The sequence below is a fragment of the Desulfopila sp. IMCC35008 genome (assembly GCF_010646885.2).
Classification (GTDB): domain Bacteria; phylum Desulfobacterota; class Desulfobulbia; order Desulfobulbales; family Desulfocapsaceae; genus Desulfopila.
The window spans coordinates 3218133-3234714 of the sequence record NZ_CP050700.1; the positions used below are offsets into that span (position 1 = coordinate 3218133).

A 16582-nucleotide genomic window follows, 5' to 3' on the forward strand; every position below is an offset into this window, starting at 1 on the left:
CGAAGCATACAATTTTGTCAACAGTCATATAGCCACTGCCAATTATCCGATTAAACTACCCTTCTGTATCAAGATGCGCTTTGGCAATCCTCTTGCAAAGGCTATACATGCGGACCAGTTTATCTGCCGCCGATACCTCCAACCGGGCAATCGTCAATGCATCGGGCATATCGATCCCCATTCCAAGCCTTTCCGACTTTCGCATGAGTAAGTCCTGCTGTAACCTGTTTATACCGGATTGCAGAGCCAGTACCCCACGTGCCGCCTCTACGTCATTGTCCCGAACTGCGACAATCACCAGGTTCAATGCCTCATACACATGAGAGTACAGTCCCTTCAAAAGTTCCCGTGTTCTCTCGCTTCTCTTATAATTGATTCCCCGAGCCCTTTCGACCAATTTAACCAAATCAGTTTCAATGACATCTGCCAGGGTTTCCATGGTTACCGCACTGGTCATCAATTTCTGATGCTCAGCACTTTCCTTCTCTGTGAGAGAATAATGTCTTACCTTGCCAAGATACTCTACACAAGCCAGCTCCAGGATATCGACCTTGTCATCCATTTGAATTAAGGCCTTAAGTTCGGCATCACCTGCATTGGCAAAAGTTTTTCGGAACCGCTCCAGCATTTCCTGCACTACCTCAGCGGTTCGAGTCAGCTCATTGCGAACTGCGCCAAGAGCCATCGCAGGGACCTCGAGCAGAGCTTCGTCAAGATAGACAGGTGTGATCGGTGCGGCCGGTTCCGGCAGATCCTTGACCAGCTTATTGGCCAACCAGGCAAAAAAGGCGGTAAACGGAAGAAAAAGAATAGTATTAATAACATTAAAAATAGTATTTGCATTGGCTATCTGGCGAGGAACCTCAGCAGCCATTTTTGCTGCACCTGCCAAATCCACACTGTTCGGCGAAATGGTTATGGCCAACTCCGCAAGTTTTTGGATAAATGGCAACCAGATCAGCACCCCTGCAACATTAAAAGCGACATGTACCACCGCTGACCGAACCGCCTCAGGCGGTTTTCCCATGGCTGCCATAAGGGCAGTAACACAGGTACCAATATTAGCTCCCAATGCAAGACCGATGCCGCTGTTTAAACTCAGTAATCCACCCGCAGCCATGGCGATGGAAATACCAACCGTAGCCGCAGACGACTGAACCAGGCCCGTAAACAATGCCCCGGCAAGAATAGCCAACATCGGTTGCTCCATGCGCTGTAATACGTCAAGAAACGGTTCATAACTGCGTAGCGGGTACATGGCGTCGCTCATCAGCGACATCCCGAAAAAAACAAGGCCAAGGCCCAGTATCATCAGCCCCCAATGCCGGACCTGATCGCGCAAATTGCTGTTAAACAACATGAAAAAACCCACAGCGACAGGCAGCAGCGCGTACTTGGCAATATTGAAGGCAAGAATCTGGGCAGTAACCGTCGAACCGATATTGGCCCCCATTATAACCCCGACAGATTGCTGCAGACTCATCACCCCGGCAGAAATAAAACCAACTACCAGCACTGTGGTAACAGATGAGGAGTTGAGAATCCCGGTGACCAGGGCGCCGGTAAGCGCCCCCGACACCCTGTTTGTTGTCAGCTTTGACAACAAACGTTGCAGTGATTTTCCTGCTGCTTTTTTCAATCCTTCCGAGAGTTGATCCAGACCGAAAAGGAATAGGGCCAGGCCACCAAAAAGTCCAAAAAAAAGATCTTCCCAGGAAATCTGCGCCTCCGGTTCCGATGCATATACCGAAAAAGGAAGAACGACAAGGACCAGCAACAATATGATATGGAAAGTGCGGCTCAGATGCGTCTCGAAATATCTTTTTTCACGTAACATCGTTCACAATCATCCCCCGAGAATCAAAACCAACTCATGAACTACAATTCCCACAGCCGGCAGGAGTATCCCTCCCCAGATATAATATTTACGGTACCCTGTTACCGGCCAGACCTTCATATTTCTCAGTAGGAGAACAAACAGGCCTGCAAGCATGGTCAACCCGAAACGAACTGACAGACAGAGAAAAAATGGAAGGTCCAGACTCGTAAAACAGAACCAGCCCACTTCATGAGCAAAAACAATTACGACCAGCCAGAGACAACCAATATGCCAGAAACCGACCAGCCTTGCAGGCCAGATTCCATCGTAATGATGCAACAGCCTGTAAAGACAAAAAAATGTAACCATCCAGGCAATCCATCCTCTGGACCCGAATAAATGATAGAACCCGGAAACTTCAACCAGCCCCCACAAACCACAAACAAAAGCGGCGGGTAACAGAATAATCTGCGCAAGAGACAGACGCAGCCAATGCAGTTTTTCTGAAACGATAGTCATGACGATGGTTACGGCACAAAAATAGAGAAGCAGCATATTATACTTCCCCACCCCAAGCGAGTGCGTACTGATTTCACGAATCCCACCATAATACAGCCAGCACATACCCCAGAAAATAATGAAGGAGGACAAGGCCCCCTCCCATTTTTTCGGGGAACTTTGCAATCGATCGATACAAAAGCCAGTATAAACAGCGGAACAGCCGATGAGCAGGCAACCGTAAAAATAATAATTGGCAAACGAAGCCGCCTGAAAAGGATAAAAAACAATATCAAGAAACACATACGAACCGGCAAGCTGCAGGGCCAAGCCAAGCAGACGTGTCAGCCCGGCTGACCTGTCAGTACCGACCTTATAGAGCAGAGCCCCTGCCAGAGCACAAAACACTGCCGAAACATTCTCGTGGATGATAAACAGGCTCAGCAGACTTACGGCAAAAAGAAGCGCCACCGTCAATCGGTGGAGAGCACGTGTCCTCCTGCTGTCTTCTGAGCGTTGAAGGATATTCTTTACCATAACACCATATATTAATGAGGCTTTTTACGATCGAATATTGCCGAAATCATCTTCAGGTATCCAGCCCTGCTTCCCGCGGAAGTTCCAGGCCGACCACCGATTTAATCGATTCTTTCCAACGCACCAGCGGCTCCATTTTCAATCTGTCATATATTTTCCGGATTCTTGCGTCATCCTGTCCGGCAGATACCCTGTTTACCTGCTCCCGCTCCTCTGCCGTCGCCACCTGTACCCTCGTGTCGATACGGTTCATCTTGCCGATCCAGATGGAATGCGTCACAAACGGGGCCAGATCATGAAACATGTCAACAACATCCTCACTGTCCAGCATTGGCTCCACACTCACAGAGGTTTCATACCCACGGCTCCAGGCGATATGAAGACACTCTTTTCGCTCTTCATAACCTGGCGCGCCCGGCTCCCAGAATTGTAGCAACTCATTATTCCTGGCGGTAATGGTAAGCCGAAACAGGATCTGTTTTTTTTGAGAGGAAAATTCACTGCATACCCGCTCGATGCACACCTTATGGGGTTTTGTGACAATCAGTACCCTGTTGCCGGCTTGCAACAAACGTGCGATAACCGTTATGCAATCATCTAGTATTTCCGGCACGATATCGTGTGTTGCCGGAAACATAACCTGCCCATCATAGAGAGGATAAGTCCGGTTCACGTCTTCCTGGCGCACGACACACTGCCGCCAGGACTCAGCAGGTATCTGCCTTTTTCTGACGACAGCATCGTAACGAGCATAACAGTACCTGCAGTCGTGAGGGCAGCCGGTGCAACAGTCGATATTTGCAACAGCCCATTCACGGGTCCCGCGTATAATTGTCTTCTCTTCTGATGACATAACAACGTTAGAGTGTCATTCTTACCAATGGGTAAACAGCTCGGAAATCCCTTTTCGTGCAAGCCCCATCACCTGGATAAACTTGTCTTCAGCAAAGGGTTGTCCTTCTGCCGTCGATTGGATCTCAATCCAATTACCGTTGCCTGCCATAACAAAATTGGCATCTGTTTCTGCCTGGGAATCTTCACTGTAGTCCAGATCCAGAAAGGGAGTACCATCTACAATGCCGGCAGAAATGGCGGCAACAGGCACCACTTCAACCCTCTCGGCAAGCCGCCCATCCCGGACAAGCTTATCAACAGCATCCCTTATCGCCAAAGCCGCACCGGTGATCGATGCGGTTCGGGTGCCGCCATCGGCGTTCAACACATCACAATCCACCCGCAGGGTGCGCTCGCCAAGAGCCCGAAGATCAACCATCATCCGCAGGCTTCTGCCGATCAACCGTTGGATCTCGTATGTACGACCCGATCTGCCGTTGGTCTCCCGACGGTACCTGCTGTTGGTCGCACAAGGGAGCATCCCGTACTCCGCTGTAATCCAGCCCTGCTGCTTGCCAATCAGAAATGGGGGTACCTGTTCCTCAATACTCACACCACAGATTACATGGGTGTTACCCATTTTGATCAGAACCGATGCATCGGCCTGCAACTGTATGCCTCTTTCTATGGTAACCGGTCGTAGTTCGTCGGCTCCCCTGTTATGGTCTCTCATTATTTTTCTCCGGATATACGGATAGATATTGTATCGGAATGAGGTACCACTATCGATCATCCCGAATTCATTTATAAAAAAAGGTCTGACATGCTCTACTCAGGAGCACACCAGACCTTTGAATTATACCCCGGAAAACAGACTTTGCCAGGGATTTCTCTTGCGACTATTTATCCTTATTTCAAGATAGTACGCACTTTACCCAGATAGTCAGGGCCGATCCGCTTGGCCCATTGAGCATACACCTTCTCTGCGCCGTCCTTCATGATATCCACGTCGGCCTCACTCAGGGTCATAAAGGTGACTCCAGCCTCTTTAGCAGCTGCAATCTGCAGTTCCTGCTGCTCCTTAGTCTTTTTCCTCGCCGCCTCACTCTCTTCAGCAACCACCTTGAGTAGTGTTGTCCGGATATCTTCGGGCAGGCTGCTCAACCATTTTTTATTGATCAGGTGAACGTAGAGCCCCTGTGCATAGTTCAGCTCAGTGTAATAGTGTGCAACGGTAAATTTCTTGGAGATATTACAGACAATGGGAGTGTGATCCAGCCCATCAATTACACCTGTCTGCAGTGCTTGGGGTACATCCGGCCAGGGCAGTACAGCAAACTTCAGCCCCCACGCCTTGTAGGAGTCGATATTGACAGGTGCCTGGGCAATTCTAAAATTCACCCCGGCTGCATCTGCCATACTTTTAACCGGCTTCGTAGTGGCCCAGCCATAACTCCCATAACCGGTAAAGTCGAGCACCTGTATATTCTTGGACAGTGCTGCATCACGAAACGGCTCCCAGGTCTCACTGTTAGCCCGGAACGCATCGAGTTTTTCAAATGTATCGACAACGTACGGTAAATTCACGATACCCAATGTGGGAGCGATATTGGCCGCTGCAACAGAGGAACTCATCATCCCCTGGACGGCACCAAATTTGAGTTTATTGATAACATCCTTTTCCCCACCAAGCTGACTGAGCGGCCTGAAATCAACATAGAGCTGACCGCCTGTTTCCTTCCACACCCTGTCACGGATTTTGTAACCGACCGCCACACCCTCAATTGCCGGATGCCCTACACAGGACAACAGGTAGGTGAACTTCGCTCCACTCGGATCAAAATCAGGCTGCCATTTGGCGAGAGGATCCGCCCCCTGACCCAATCCGGCAGTAAAGAAGAAACAGCACATGACAACGATGAACGTTTTCCAAATCTTTCGCATTGAACCCATCACTCCCTCCTCAAATGTTCTTGAATAGATCACTTATCACCGATTCAACCTACTGAACTGTGCCGGGTAAACGCAACTATTATTTTACCACCAACCAGTTTGTAACCACCCAATATATCGTAAAAAGATAAGGATACATCTTTGTTAGACCTGGCGCCAGTTAACACCACTATTCGGACAGGATTAAGAACTGCACAGTTGCAGGTTAATTTTATTCACCGAACGCCCGTTTTTACCGTATTTTTTTATTTAAAAATATTGATATGCAAAACTAATCATGGTAATGATTTCCACGTATAGAGGTCAGAAAACCGCTTTTTACTACCCCATTTCCCGCTACTTTTCGGATTGCAAAAAGTTAAGCAGGAAACAACCTGAAAAGGAGATTTCGTTAATGAAGAAGTTTATCGCCCTTGTTCTGCTGGCCCTCTCAATTCCTGCCCTGGCAACAGCGGCAGCCAAAAAGGATCCGCTTGCCGCCTGGAAACCGAAATTCGATCCGAGCGGAGCGGAATTCACCTATATCCTCTCAAACATTTCCCACCCGGTTATTGAGGGTGTTGCTGCGGGTTATAGAATCCGTGATGCGGTATGGGAGCAAACAAACGGTCGTATCTATGTGGACTTCAGGCCGCTTGCCCAGTTGGGTGGTGAAAAAGACGTTATCTCCAAACTGAAGATCGGTGCTGTCCAGGGTATGCTCTCCTCCTCTGTTGCAGCTGCCAATGTCTCTGACAAACTGGGAATCGTCAACCTGCCGTATGTCATCGACACCTTTGATAAGCTCGACACGTTCCGTAACACACCTGAACTGTGGGAACCTTTTGCGAACGGTGCCCAGAAGCAGGGATTGCTCGTTGCCGACGTAACCGGTTATGGCCCTTACGGTTGGGCCACCACCACACCGGTTAAAACCATCGCCGATGCCAAGAATGTCAATTTCAGAATTGCGGAAGCTCCGGTCAATACCGATTCCTACAAGGCGTGGGGGCTCAAGTTTACAGTCATGCCCTGGCCGGATGTGCCGCAAGCCCTGCAGACAGGTGTTATAACCGGTCTCGACCACACCGCGATTGTCTGTAACATCACCAAGAAATTCACCATCGCCAAAAACTTCACCGAGCTCAATTACGCCCAGGGACTTTTTGTGCATCTGGTTAATAAGCGTTGGCTGAACAAACTGCCAAAAGACTTGCAGGAAACATTCCTCAATGTTATCAAGGAAGAGAGTGAGAATACACGCGCTCTGACCCGAAAACAGCATGACGCACAGGTTGCCAAAGCGAAAGAGGCAGGAGTCGAATTCCACAAGCTCAGCGATGCGGATATCGACGAACTGAAGAAGCAGGCCGAACCGATCCTGGAAGAATGGAGCAAAAAGATCGGACCTGAATACCTGACCAAGGTACGGGAGGCACTCAAGTAGAGCAAACCTGGAAATGGCTGGGTCTTTCAGCCGTTTTTGCGAAATTGCATTACAGATACTCAAGGGTCGATGACGATTAGCATCATCGGCCCTTTTTTGTTTTTTATCGCCCGGAACTGGTATGTTGAAAAATATTTTTATCAGAATTGACCGAACATTTCTCTTTATAGAGGAGTGGTCACTGTTTTGTGCAGTCGCCACCGCCCTGTTAACAGCAATGGCTAACGTCATCCTCAGAAAGGCCACCAACGATTACAGCCTTTACTGGTCTGACGAGGTGGTCCGTAAAGTTATTTACTTCTCGACTTATATCGGTTGTATTGCTGCCATCCGAAACCGTTCCCTTATACGGATTGACGCCCTGCCGCAGATGTTACCGGTGCTGAAAAAACCACTCACTCTGTTCTCCCATATAGCGGTGCTCATCTTCTCCGGGGTGATGATCTACCTGGGTACCCAGATGACCCTCATGATGTACGGCGACGAATACGCCCTGACAGCCACCCTGCGGATACCGGAATGGTTATTTTACGCCATCCTTCCCCTTATGGGTGGAATGATGTTTATCAGGACCCTGATCGTAATGCGTGAAGACTGGCTTGATACAAACGATATCACAGGAGGCGGCGCATAATGGATAATAGCTACCTGCTTATATTCGCCCTGCTTCTCGGTTGCCTCGCATCCACCATGCCTGTTTTCATGGCTCTTTTTTTCACGGGCACTGTCGGTCTTGTTTACCTGGTTGGTATAGACCCGCAGATAGTTGTCGAGGTGCTCTATCGCAGTATGGACAAATTCGCCCTGGTTGTGGTGATGTTTTTTGTTTTATGCGGCAATATCATGACCACCGGTTCCATCGTCGAGAAACTCATCAAGACGGCCAACGTGCTTGTCGGTCACTTACCTGGCGGACTGGCGATGGCCGGAGTACTCGCCTGCGGATTTTTCGGTGCCATTTCCGGCTCAACCGTAGCCACAGTGGTTGCCATTGGCGGCTTTATGATCCCGGCCCTTATCGATAATAAATACGACGAAAAATTTTCCGTAGGCCTGATGACAACAGCCCCCATTCTCGGTGTCATTATCCCGCCCTCCATTGCCATGATCCTCTATGCGATGGTAAGCAACGACCAGTTGGAGGCGCTCTTTCTTACCGGTTTCATTCCCGGTCTGTTTATCATACTGGCCATGTCTGCCTACTCCTATTTTGTATGTAAAAAAATGGGCATGACCAAGCGTGAACGCCCTTCATCAAAGGAAACATTGAGTGTCCTTAAGGAATCCATCTGGGCTCTGTTTTTGCCGATACTGATCTTTGGCGGCATATATTCCGGTCTGTTCACTGCTAACGAAGCCGCCGTTGTTGCCTGTTTTTATGCGTTCTTTGTGGAAATCGCCATTCACCGTGACATGAAGGTGAGCCATATCAAAAAGGTCATTGTCTCTTCGGCCGTCACATCCGCCACCCTGCTGGTAATCGTTGCAGGAGCCTCAGTATTTGGCGAATATCTCACTTTCGAGCAAATTCCCGGCAAAATTGCCACTGTAGTAGTGGAGAACATTTCTTCTCCATGGGTGTTCCTGTTATCCGTCAACATCCTGCTGCTATTCATCGGTATGTTTATGGATATCATCTCGGCTACCCTTATCCTAACTCCGATCTTCCTGCCGCTCTTGTCAAAGTTTGGCATTGATACCATGCACTTCGGATTGTTGATGACCATCAACCTCGGTATCGGCTACTGCACACCGCCGCTGGGAGTCAGCCTCTATATCACCGGTGCCACGGTTGACAGGAATATCATTTATGTATCCAAGGCAGTTATGCCTTTTCTTTTTATCCAGATTGCGATACTGCTGGTTTTAACATTCTGGCCCGACATCGTGCTGTTGCTGCCGCGCCTCATCTATGGATATGGAGGGTAAAGCGTTTTTTGTATAACCCAATTTGGTAATAGTGGTTAAGGAGTTGTATAATCGTGCTATAGTTAACAGACATAACAGTAATCTTTTCTATGTGAGAGTAACAATATCTCCTGTAGTTTTCGTCATTCACCAAGGAGGACTAAATGGATCCAAAGATTCTTATCCCCGTTGATGATTCACCAACTGCCCAGAAGACTATTGAGCATATAATCGAACTGCGCAAACGATTTTCCCGCAACCTTACCCTGCTCTACGTTATCAACCAGGACCAACTTGCCTACAGGATGATTCCTGATTTTCAGCTGGATATGGTCAAGAAAAATGCCATGAAATCAGGAAAAGCATTACTCGACAAGTATCACGCCCAACTCCACGAGGTCGGTTTTACCTGTGAGCTGATACTGGAGACCGGAGATCCGAGAAAAATCATCACGAAAATTGCAAATAAGCAGGAGTTCCAGCTGCTCGTTATCGGCCGGCATGAAGGAGGCGGAGAGATCCGGGATGTCATATTCGGTTCTGTGGCCAACCATGTGCTGCATAATGTGAGTTGCCCGGTCTTGCTCTTTTAAAGGTTCCCGCAAAAGGCATTACTATTATCTCATTATGAAATCCATTGGTGGATACGCGCTCTCAATTCTGCTTATCCCGATCTATGTGAACCTGTTTTCTCTCTGGAAAACACTCAACGGCCTGTTCCCCCCACTGGTCATGCTGCTCCTGCCGATATGCGCCACACTGGTGCTGGCGGTTTTCAGTTTTTTATATTTTCTGCGGGAACAGAAGAAGAACAAAAAGATTCTCTGCAGACCATTCCTGTTAGCAGGTATCATCATCTGCATGACTGCACTCGCCCTGCCTGACCCAAACTATCCGGTAAAGCGTATCCATGTTGCCGAATACATGATACTCGCACTTATCGTTCGCTATGCCATGTCTCAGAAACTGAACGGAATTCGGCTCCTCTTTTTCTCAGCGTGTTTTGCCTCTATACTTGGCATTCATGATGAATTCCTGCAGGGGCTGCACCCCTCAAGGACCTACGGTTTAAGAGACATGAGTGTTAACACTCTTGGGGCATGGGGAGGGGCGCTCATCTGGCATGGTCTTGGAATTTTTAGTTTGCCCCCTCAAACAGCTTCCAGTGAAAAGGGGACAGGTACAACTGTTTCGCTCCTCTACCTGCTCTGTCTGCTGACAGGCGTGCTCGCCCTTGTTATACCCATGATGTTCTATAAAGCTAGCCATTTCATTCCTCTCTGGCCATCCATGATTCTATTTGGTTCACTGGTTTTTTATTCGTCATATGTTGATCAGTTCAGGCATGATTGGAAGCATGGTATTACCGCTGTCAGCGGTACAGCATTCTGCCTGCTTTTTTATGTAGCCGTTCCCCGGGTATCAGCATACACCTTTTTCTAATCGGCAACTCACCTTGATGACACGCAGACACACATACAGCAGGATGAGACTTTTCGTCATTACTCTGTCGTTTACTCTCTTTGCGACAGCTGGCTGGTATGCATACAGGGAGCTGATGTCCCCCAAACCCTGCAATGTCATTATACTCACTGTTGAAAGCCTCAGGGATGACCGGATTGGAACAGGTATGACACCTAACCTTCTCACCATCGCCCAAGAGGGGTACCGGTTCACAAATCACCGGGCCATTTCAGGTTGGACGGGATCCAATATCATCTCGATCCTCACCGGACTCTCCCCATACGAAACAGGGGTTCACACAAGAGGCCAATCCCTTTCACCAGAGCGCCAGACGCCCCTGATGAAAATGCAGGATCTCGGCTACAGGGTAGAAGGCATCCAAGGCTTCATGGGCATGGATATTTACAAAAATACCGGTCTGACCGTCCGTCCGCAAACAGACAACCCGCTTTACTGGCTGGCGTTAAGAAAAAAAGAACAAGAGCCATTTTTTTTCTGGTACCATTACGTTCACACACACCTGCCCTACTCCAGCCCCCAGAAATATGAAACGGGGATCTTCGACGATCTTCGTGATAAACGGCTTCCCGCCGACCAACACCAACGACTGGAACAGGTTCTGAAGCAAAGTGCTGTCCACTATAAGTCGATAACCTTCCAGAAGGAAGATATTCCACTCGTCCACCAGCTCCAGGCAAGTACTATTCGGGAATTCGACGACTGGTTTGCAGACTTCTGGAGATTTTTGAACAAGAGCGGCCTCAGGGATAACACAATACTTGTGGTCACCGCCGATCACGGTGACGAACATGGAGAACGTGGTCTGGTCGGCCATGCCTCAACAACCCAGCTCGGCCATCTCCACGAAGAAATTGTGCGCCTCCCTCTCTTTGTCTGGCTTCCTCCGGATGTTCAGGTAAAGAATCAAGAGGTAAACACTTCACTTGATTCAAACCACGAAGATATTATGCCAACTATCTTCGGTTTACTAAACATCAAGGCCGAAAAATCGTGCGCCGGCAGAGATCTTTTTCGTGATCCCAGCCCCTCCCCCTGGAAAGCGATGACCAGCAGTGGCGGATTTGCCGAAGAAGACACGGACAATATCAGGTATTTCGAATATGCGACGAAAATAAAACATCATAAACTACTGCTGAAAATCACGAAGGAAGGTAAAGAATCGGCCCGTTTATTCGATCTTCAGCAGGATCCGAACGAAAAAACTGATATATCCTCCAGACATCCGGAACGTGTTCGGGAAATGACTGACATCCTTCGCCCTCTCATTAAAAGCCGTACCCACATGCCGGCCAGGCAGTCTGAAACAGCCTTGGCGGAAACCGGGGAACAACCATACTGGCTCTATCCTGCAACTGGAAAAGAATATGGCTATAACGACATGCAGGATAGATTCACCCTGGAATGGAGCGGATCAGTAAATGAAAATTATGTCCTCGAATACCAGGCTGGCGAAGGCGTGTCACAGATAACCGGCAGACTGGACGTAAAGGGGAACAAAAAGGATTTCGGTACGATCAGTCGTCGCTACTGGCAGACTTGGCTGGTAGCCAAGAGCCCGATCAGGGTTCGCGTACGACAGACAGGAAGCTCTCTTTGGAGCGAATGGCTCCACCTGGAGATCAAACCATGAAACTGGTTATTACAAACTGGAAAGTTATCCTGGTGACAGGTGTCATGGTCATGGCGGCTACCCTCTGGCTGCTGGGATTGTTAACCTCACCCGGCACTTCACCCCAAACCAGGCAGCAACGCCTCTACCTGAACCACTATATCCAAAACAATGCACCGGACCTCAAAGAGACCCGGCTACTGGCTGAAGTGTACTGGAAACGATACCCTGATGTGGGCTCAGATGCTCATTTTGGTCGTAACGGGATCATGGGCATTCACGGCGCCCTTGCCCATTATAACCAGCACGGAAAGATTGAAGAGAGACGGTGGGGGGAGTAACGGGATTACCGGAGATACAACCAAGTACTTTACGTTTTCACATGAAAAAGTTATTGATAGCCAAAAAGAAAACCTGAAACGTAACTCTATTTGCATTCCAAGGAGATATTATGCGGTATTTATTGTTCCCTGTCAGCATATTGCTATATTTTTTTCTCGCTGGTTGTGTCGCACCTACACCGCAACATCCCGCTTACCAGTTTGAACCGCCCAGTCGTCAAATTGATTATCTTACAGACGTAGAACCAATTCTCGTCAAGCGATGCGTTGTATGTCACTCCTGCTATAATTCTCCTTGTCAACTTAAACTGAGTTCGTGGGATGGCCTGGAGCGCGGGGCCAGCAAAGAGAGCATTTATAATGGCGGACGATTAAAAACCATGGACCCCAGCAGATTGCTGGTGGATGCGCATTCCGAACAGGAGTGGCGCAAGAAAAACTTTTTCAGTGTCCTGCCCGAAGGAGAACAGTCGTATGACGAATCTGCCATGTATATGCTTCTTGAGCATAAAAGAGTCTCACCTGATGTAAGTGGAGAGTACTTTCCTGAGGCTAGCGATTTAACCTGTGGCGAAAGTGGTACTGAAATCAAGAAGTTTTTGAAGAAACACCCGAACCGTGGCATGCCATTTGGTTTTCCGCCCCTCAAACAGGAAGAGTTCAATACCATAGCCGGCTGGATGATACAGGGGGCACATGGACCAACAGCTGAACAGCAGGAAGAACTCAAGACAATCTCCGTGAAAGACCAGGAAATGCTGAATACATGGGAAGATTTTCTCAATAATCCGGCTCCCAAATACCGGATGACAGCGAGATATTTATACGATCACCTGTTTCTGGCGCACATCACCTTTGAGACCGGAAGTAATGAGTTTTTCGAACTGGTCCGTTCAAGAACAGGGTCCGGAGAAGCAATTGACATTATTGCCACCGTTCGGCCTTATGATGATCCGGGGATAGAAACATTTTACTATCGATTTCGGAAAATTTATTCAACGATTGTCCACAAAACACATATGGTTTTCCCCCTTGGAAAGGGGCAGTTGAGTCGCATCAACGAATTGTTTATCTCACCAGACTGGGTAGAACCGCCCCACATCGTAAGTTACAATAAGACAACAAGTGCCAATCCTTTTGAAACATACGAACAGATACCAATTCGCTCCAGATATCAATGGCTGCTGGACAATGCCCATTATACAATCATGACATTTATACGCGGCCCGGTCTGCAAGGGGCAGATTGCCTTAAATGTTATCAATGATCATTTCTGGATCATGTTTCTTGATCCGGAATATGATTTATCCGTTAAGCATCCCGGGTTTATCAAACTCCAGTCCGACAACCTGAGGATGCCCGGAGAAAATGGCAGTAACAATAAGCTGTATAAAACCCTCATAAACAATGTGCACTATAAGAAGGCGACAACCTACTATAAGGCAAGGCAGGATTTCTATGCCGCCATATATCCGAAGGGGCTGGGAGTAGAGGCCATATGGAAAGGTAATCAGCCTGATGACACTCCTGTTCTCACGGTTTTCAGGCACTTTGACAGTGCGTCTGTACAGAAGGGTGTATTGGGCAATCTCCCCAATACTCTCTGGGTTGTTGACTATCCCCTATTTGAACGAATCTACTACTCTCTGGTAGCCGGTTTTGATGTGTATGGAACAGCAGGGCATCAACTTGCGACCAGGCTGTATATGGATGCACTTCGGATCGAAGGGGAAAGCTATTTCCTCGACTTCCTCCCTGAAGACCTTCGACGCCCAATGATGTCAAAGTGGTATACCGGTATTAACCTGGAGAAAACGCATTACTATCCCTCCCCCATGCCAGCGGCTACTACTTTCGCAACTGTTGAGCCGAATCGTGAGTTCATTGAAAAGGTGGTACAGGATCATATCATTTCGAAAGATATAGTATTTGGGCTGAATTATCTGGAAGCAGGCAAATCATATCCTGACATCCCCACACAGTATAATTCTCTGGATGACATAATCACAGGGTTTATTGCGGTATCCGCACCGGGTATTTCTTTTTTCAGGCACGTTGCCAACCATAACGCCAACGTGGCCTGGATACGAATTACCAATGTCCCTGAAAGAGGTGATGTCGTCATCTCATCAGTTATTGACAGATGGCACGACAACGTCAGGTTTCTGTTTCGGGAAGAGCACTTCCTTGATCCAAGCAAAGACAGGGCTGATTTTTTTCCTGGATTTATAGGTTCATATCCTAACTATTTTCTCATTGTCGACTATAATGATCTACCGGATTTATTCGATATTCTTGACACATATGACGGGAGTGATGCATTGGTAAAAAGGCTTGCCAAGTACGGCGTTAACCGGGCAGATGAAAACTTCTGGGAGGTATATGACTGGTTTCAAAACGCATTTACCGCGTCAGACAAGAAAAATTCTGGGCTGGTTGATCTTAACAGGTATTACTATTTAGCCATTGAATAATAAATAGTTCCCATCCTAAAACTCAGTATTCTGCTCAATATCGAGGCGTGGGTTAATTATTTACCGCACGCATATGTACGATATTCGGAGGATAAATAATTGAGCCGGAACACTGAGATTGGGCAGAAGGGTCGTTTTAGGACGGGAACTAAATAGCAGCGCCTAAACAAGGTAACAACGATAGATGGAGAGCGGCTTTCTCCATCTATCGTTGTTACTGCATGTATGAGTCATGTTTTTTCTCTCCCAGTTCCAACGTGCGGATGCTGCCGATCCCGTCAATCCTGTTGCGGCCCCTGCCCTTTCAGGCGCAGTTTCTCACCAAGACTTTCCTGATTATCACGCAATACATCGTGAAGGTCACGATCATAGTTTTCAGGAAAGCGATACAATTTTGCTTCATCACCCGCCCAGTATTCGCGGAGTCCTCTCTCCTCCGGGTTGGCGTTAAAAAGCAGAAGAAGCAATACGTCCATACTTACCCATGGATGATTATACCAGGAATCGTGAGCGCTCCCGATTTCCAGCGATTCAGATCCACCAACGTCAATGACATTCAGCTGTGTGCTTTTCATCGCCTCAAGCAGCAGGGCTATTTCATTGTCACTCAACTCTGAAAGCTTTGGTCGACCAAGTCGTGAAACACCATTCTGAAAAGTAGACCACTTGAGGACAGAATCGTTTGAGTTAAGATTAATCGTAGTGCGGGAAACCAAGTCTTTAAACTTCATATACCTTGAAATAAACGGTTTAAATGCCGTATCCGGCGCAGCAAAATACACTTCACCGATACGAAGCCGGCGTTTGACTGCCTCGCTGGGCTCATCCATATACTGATCTCTTAACGCTGCAAGCCCCGGAGCTACTACCTGAGCACCGGCACTATATGCCAGGATATTAATATTTCTGGCTTGGGTATGCGTCGCCAACAACTCAATCAGTCTGGTAAAGGCAGGTATCGTTTTCCTGGCGTGAGCAACATCCGTTTTATACCGGAGAATATTCTCGGCCGATGGCCATGAAAAAGTAATAACAACAGAGTTATGCCCGGTAAAATGAAAGAATTGTGCCCCCTGGGCAGTGGCGCGATAAAAGTTGCAGTTTGCCCCATGAACGTAGATAAGGATGTCCTTATCAAAGGATCTATCCAACCATTCATCTATCTGATCGAAAAGTCCATCGGCCTGTGGCGACAGATTGAACAAATCATCTTCAATATCAAGATTCACCACTTCCCGAATATGTTCACTGGTAAGAACAAGCTCTTTTTCCCGTTCTCTGGCAAGCGACTGCTGATAGATTTCTTCCCAGCTCATTGGTTCATCGCCTACACGGTGAACAACCCAACCCAACTTCAGTGTATCTGATGGAAATATTGAATATAAATCACCCTTCTTATTTTTTGTAAAAGGTAACCTGTTTGTTGCGTAGAGGGTATACAGAAGGTTGTCATCCTTGTTATCTTCACGATTGTGGAAAAGTTCACTGCTGGGATCAAGCCCGACGGGAGAAGGCATAAGATATACCTTTGGCTGACAGCCAGCGCCAATTGAGACCACAACAAAAAGAAAAACAAGAATCAGGTATCTTTCCAAAACCATATTGCACCACTACGATGGTATACTATGTTAATTAAGTGAGGTACATACGAATTTATCTATATCATATCCAGATTACATATGTGTATAACAGATCAAG

Annotated in this window: 14 protein-coding genes; 8 read left to right on the plus strand and 6 right to left on the minus strand. The window is 47.8% G+C overall.

All coding sequences use genetic code 11. The annotated features are described in order from the left end of the window. Positions 1–55 precede the first annotated feature (55 nt). From GA520_RS14050 to GA520_RS14070, 5 genes are all read right to left on the minus strand, one after another. Complete coding sequence (locus GA520_RS14050; protein WP_163338286.1) at positions 56–1837, minus strand: Na/Pi cotransporter family protein; 1782 nt, start codon at positions 1835–1837, stop codon at positions 56–58. Between the two features lie 9 nt (positions 1838–1846). Next, positions 1847–2854 (minus strand): hypothetical protein, encoded by a 1008-nt coding sequence (locus GA520_RS14055; protein WP_163338285.1) that lies wholly within the window; start codon positions 2852–2854, stop codon positions 1847–1849. A 52-nt stretch (positions 2855–2906) separates the two neighbouring features. Continuing rightward, a complete protein-coding gene (locus tag GA520_RS14060; RefSeq protein WP_163338284.1) occupies positions 2907–3707 on the minus strand; it encodes a radical SAM protein in 801 nt (266 codons plus the stop codon). Between the two features lie 21 nt (positions 3708–3728). Then, on the minus strand, positions 3729–4421 hold the full coding sequence (rph, locus tag GA520_RS14065) for a ribonuclease PH (protein WP_163338283.1): 693 nt from the start codon (positions 4419–4421) through the stop codon (positions 3729–3731). A gap of 176 nt (positions 4422–4597) precedes the next feature. Continuing rightward, complete coding sequence (locus GA520_RS14070) at positions 4598–5641, minus strand: TRAP transporter substrate-binding protein (RefSeq protein ID WP_205749278.1); 1044 nt, start codon at positions 5639–5641, stop codon at positions 4598–4600. A 394-nt stretch (positions 5642–6035) separates the two neighbouring features. Between GA520_RS14070 and GA520_RS14075 the strand changes: the two genes are divergently transcribed. The 8 genes from GA520_RS14075 to GA520_RS14110 all read left to right on the plus strand — a co-directional run bounded on the left by GA520_RS14075 (position 6036) and on the right by GA520_RS14110 (position 14884). Continuing rightward, a complete protein-coding gene (locus GA520_RS14075; RefSeq protein WP_163338282.1) occupies positions 6036–7067 on the plus strand; it encodes a TRAP transporter substrate-binding protein in 1032 nt (343 codons plus the stop codon). A gap of 121 nt (positions 7068–7188) precedes the next feature. Next, entirely contained in the window at positions 7189–7701 is a 513-nt protein-coding gene (locus GA520_RS14080) for a TRAP transporter small permease (protein ID WP_163338281.1), read from the plus strand. Next, positions 7701–8996 (plus strand): TRAP transporter large permease, encoded by a 1296-nt coding sequence (locus GA520_RS14085; RefSeq protein WP_163338280.1) that lies wholly within the window; start codon positions 7701–7703, stop codon positions 8994–8996. Before GA520_RS14080 ends, GA520_RS14085 begins: the two co-directional genes overlap by 1 nt. Before the next feature lie 143 nt (positions 8997–9139). Then, positions 9140–9568, plus strand: coding sequence for a universal stress protein (locus GA520_RS14090; protein WP_163338279.1), 429 nt, complete (start codon positions 9140–9142; stop codon positions 9566–9568). Between the two features lie 34 nt (positions 9569–9602). Continuing rightward, a complete protein-coding gene (locus GA520_RS14095; protein WP_163338278.1) occupies positions 9603–10418 on the plus strand; it encodes a VanZ family protein in 816 nt (271 codons plus the stop codon). Positions 10419–10434: 16 nt separating this feature from the next. Further along, positions 10435–12090 carry a sulfatase gene (locus tag GA520_RS14100; RefSeq protein WP_163338277.1) on the plus strand — a complete coding sequence of 552 codons (1656 nt, stop codon included), beginning with the start codon at positions 10435–10437 and terminating at the stop codon, positions 12088–12090. Continuing rightward, positions 12087–12410: a DUF1302 domain-containing protein gene (locus tag GA520_RS14105; RefSeq protein ID WP_163338276.1), complete on the plus strand. Its 324-nt coding sequence runs from the start codon at positions 12087–12089 to the stop codon at positions 12408–12410. The genes GA520_RS14100 and GA520_RS14105 overlap by 4 nt, the downstream gene beginning before the upstream one ends. A gap of 110 nt (positions 12411–12520) precedes the next feature. Next, positions 12521–14884: a fatty acid cis/trans isomerase gene (locus GA520_RS14110; RefSeq protein ID WP_163338275.1), complete on the plus strand. Its 2364-nt coding sequence runs from the start codon at positions 12521–12523 to the stop codon at positions 14882–14884. Positions 14885–15162: 278 nt separating this feature from the next. Here GA520_RS14110 and GA520_RS14115 read toward each other — a convergent pair whose 3' ends face one another. After that, positions 15163–16485: an alpha/beta hydrolase gene (locus GA520_RS14115; RefSeq protein WP_163338274.1), complete on the minus strand. Its 1323-nt coding sequence runs from the start codon at positions 16483–16485 to the stop codon at positions 15163–15165. Positions 16486–16582: the final 97 nt, after the last annotated feature.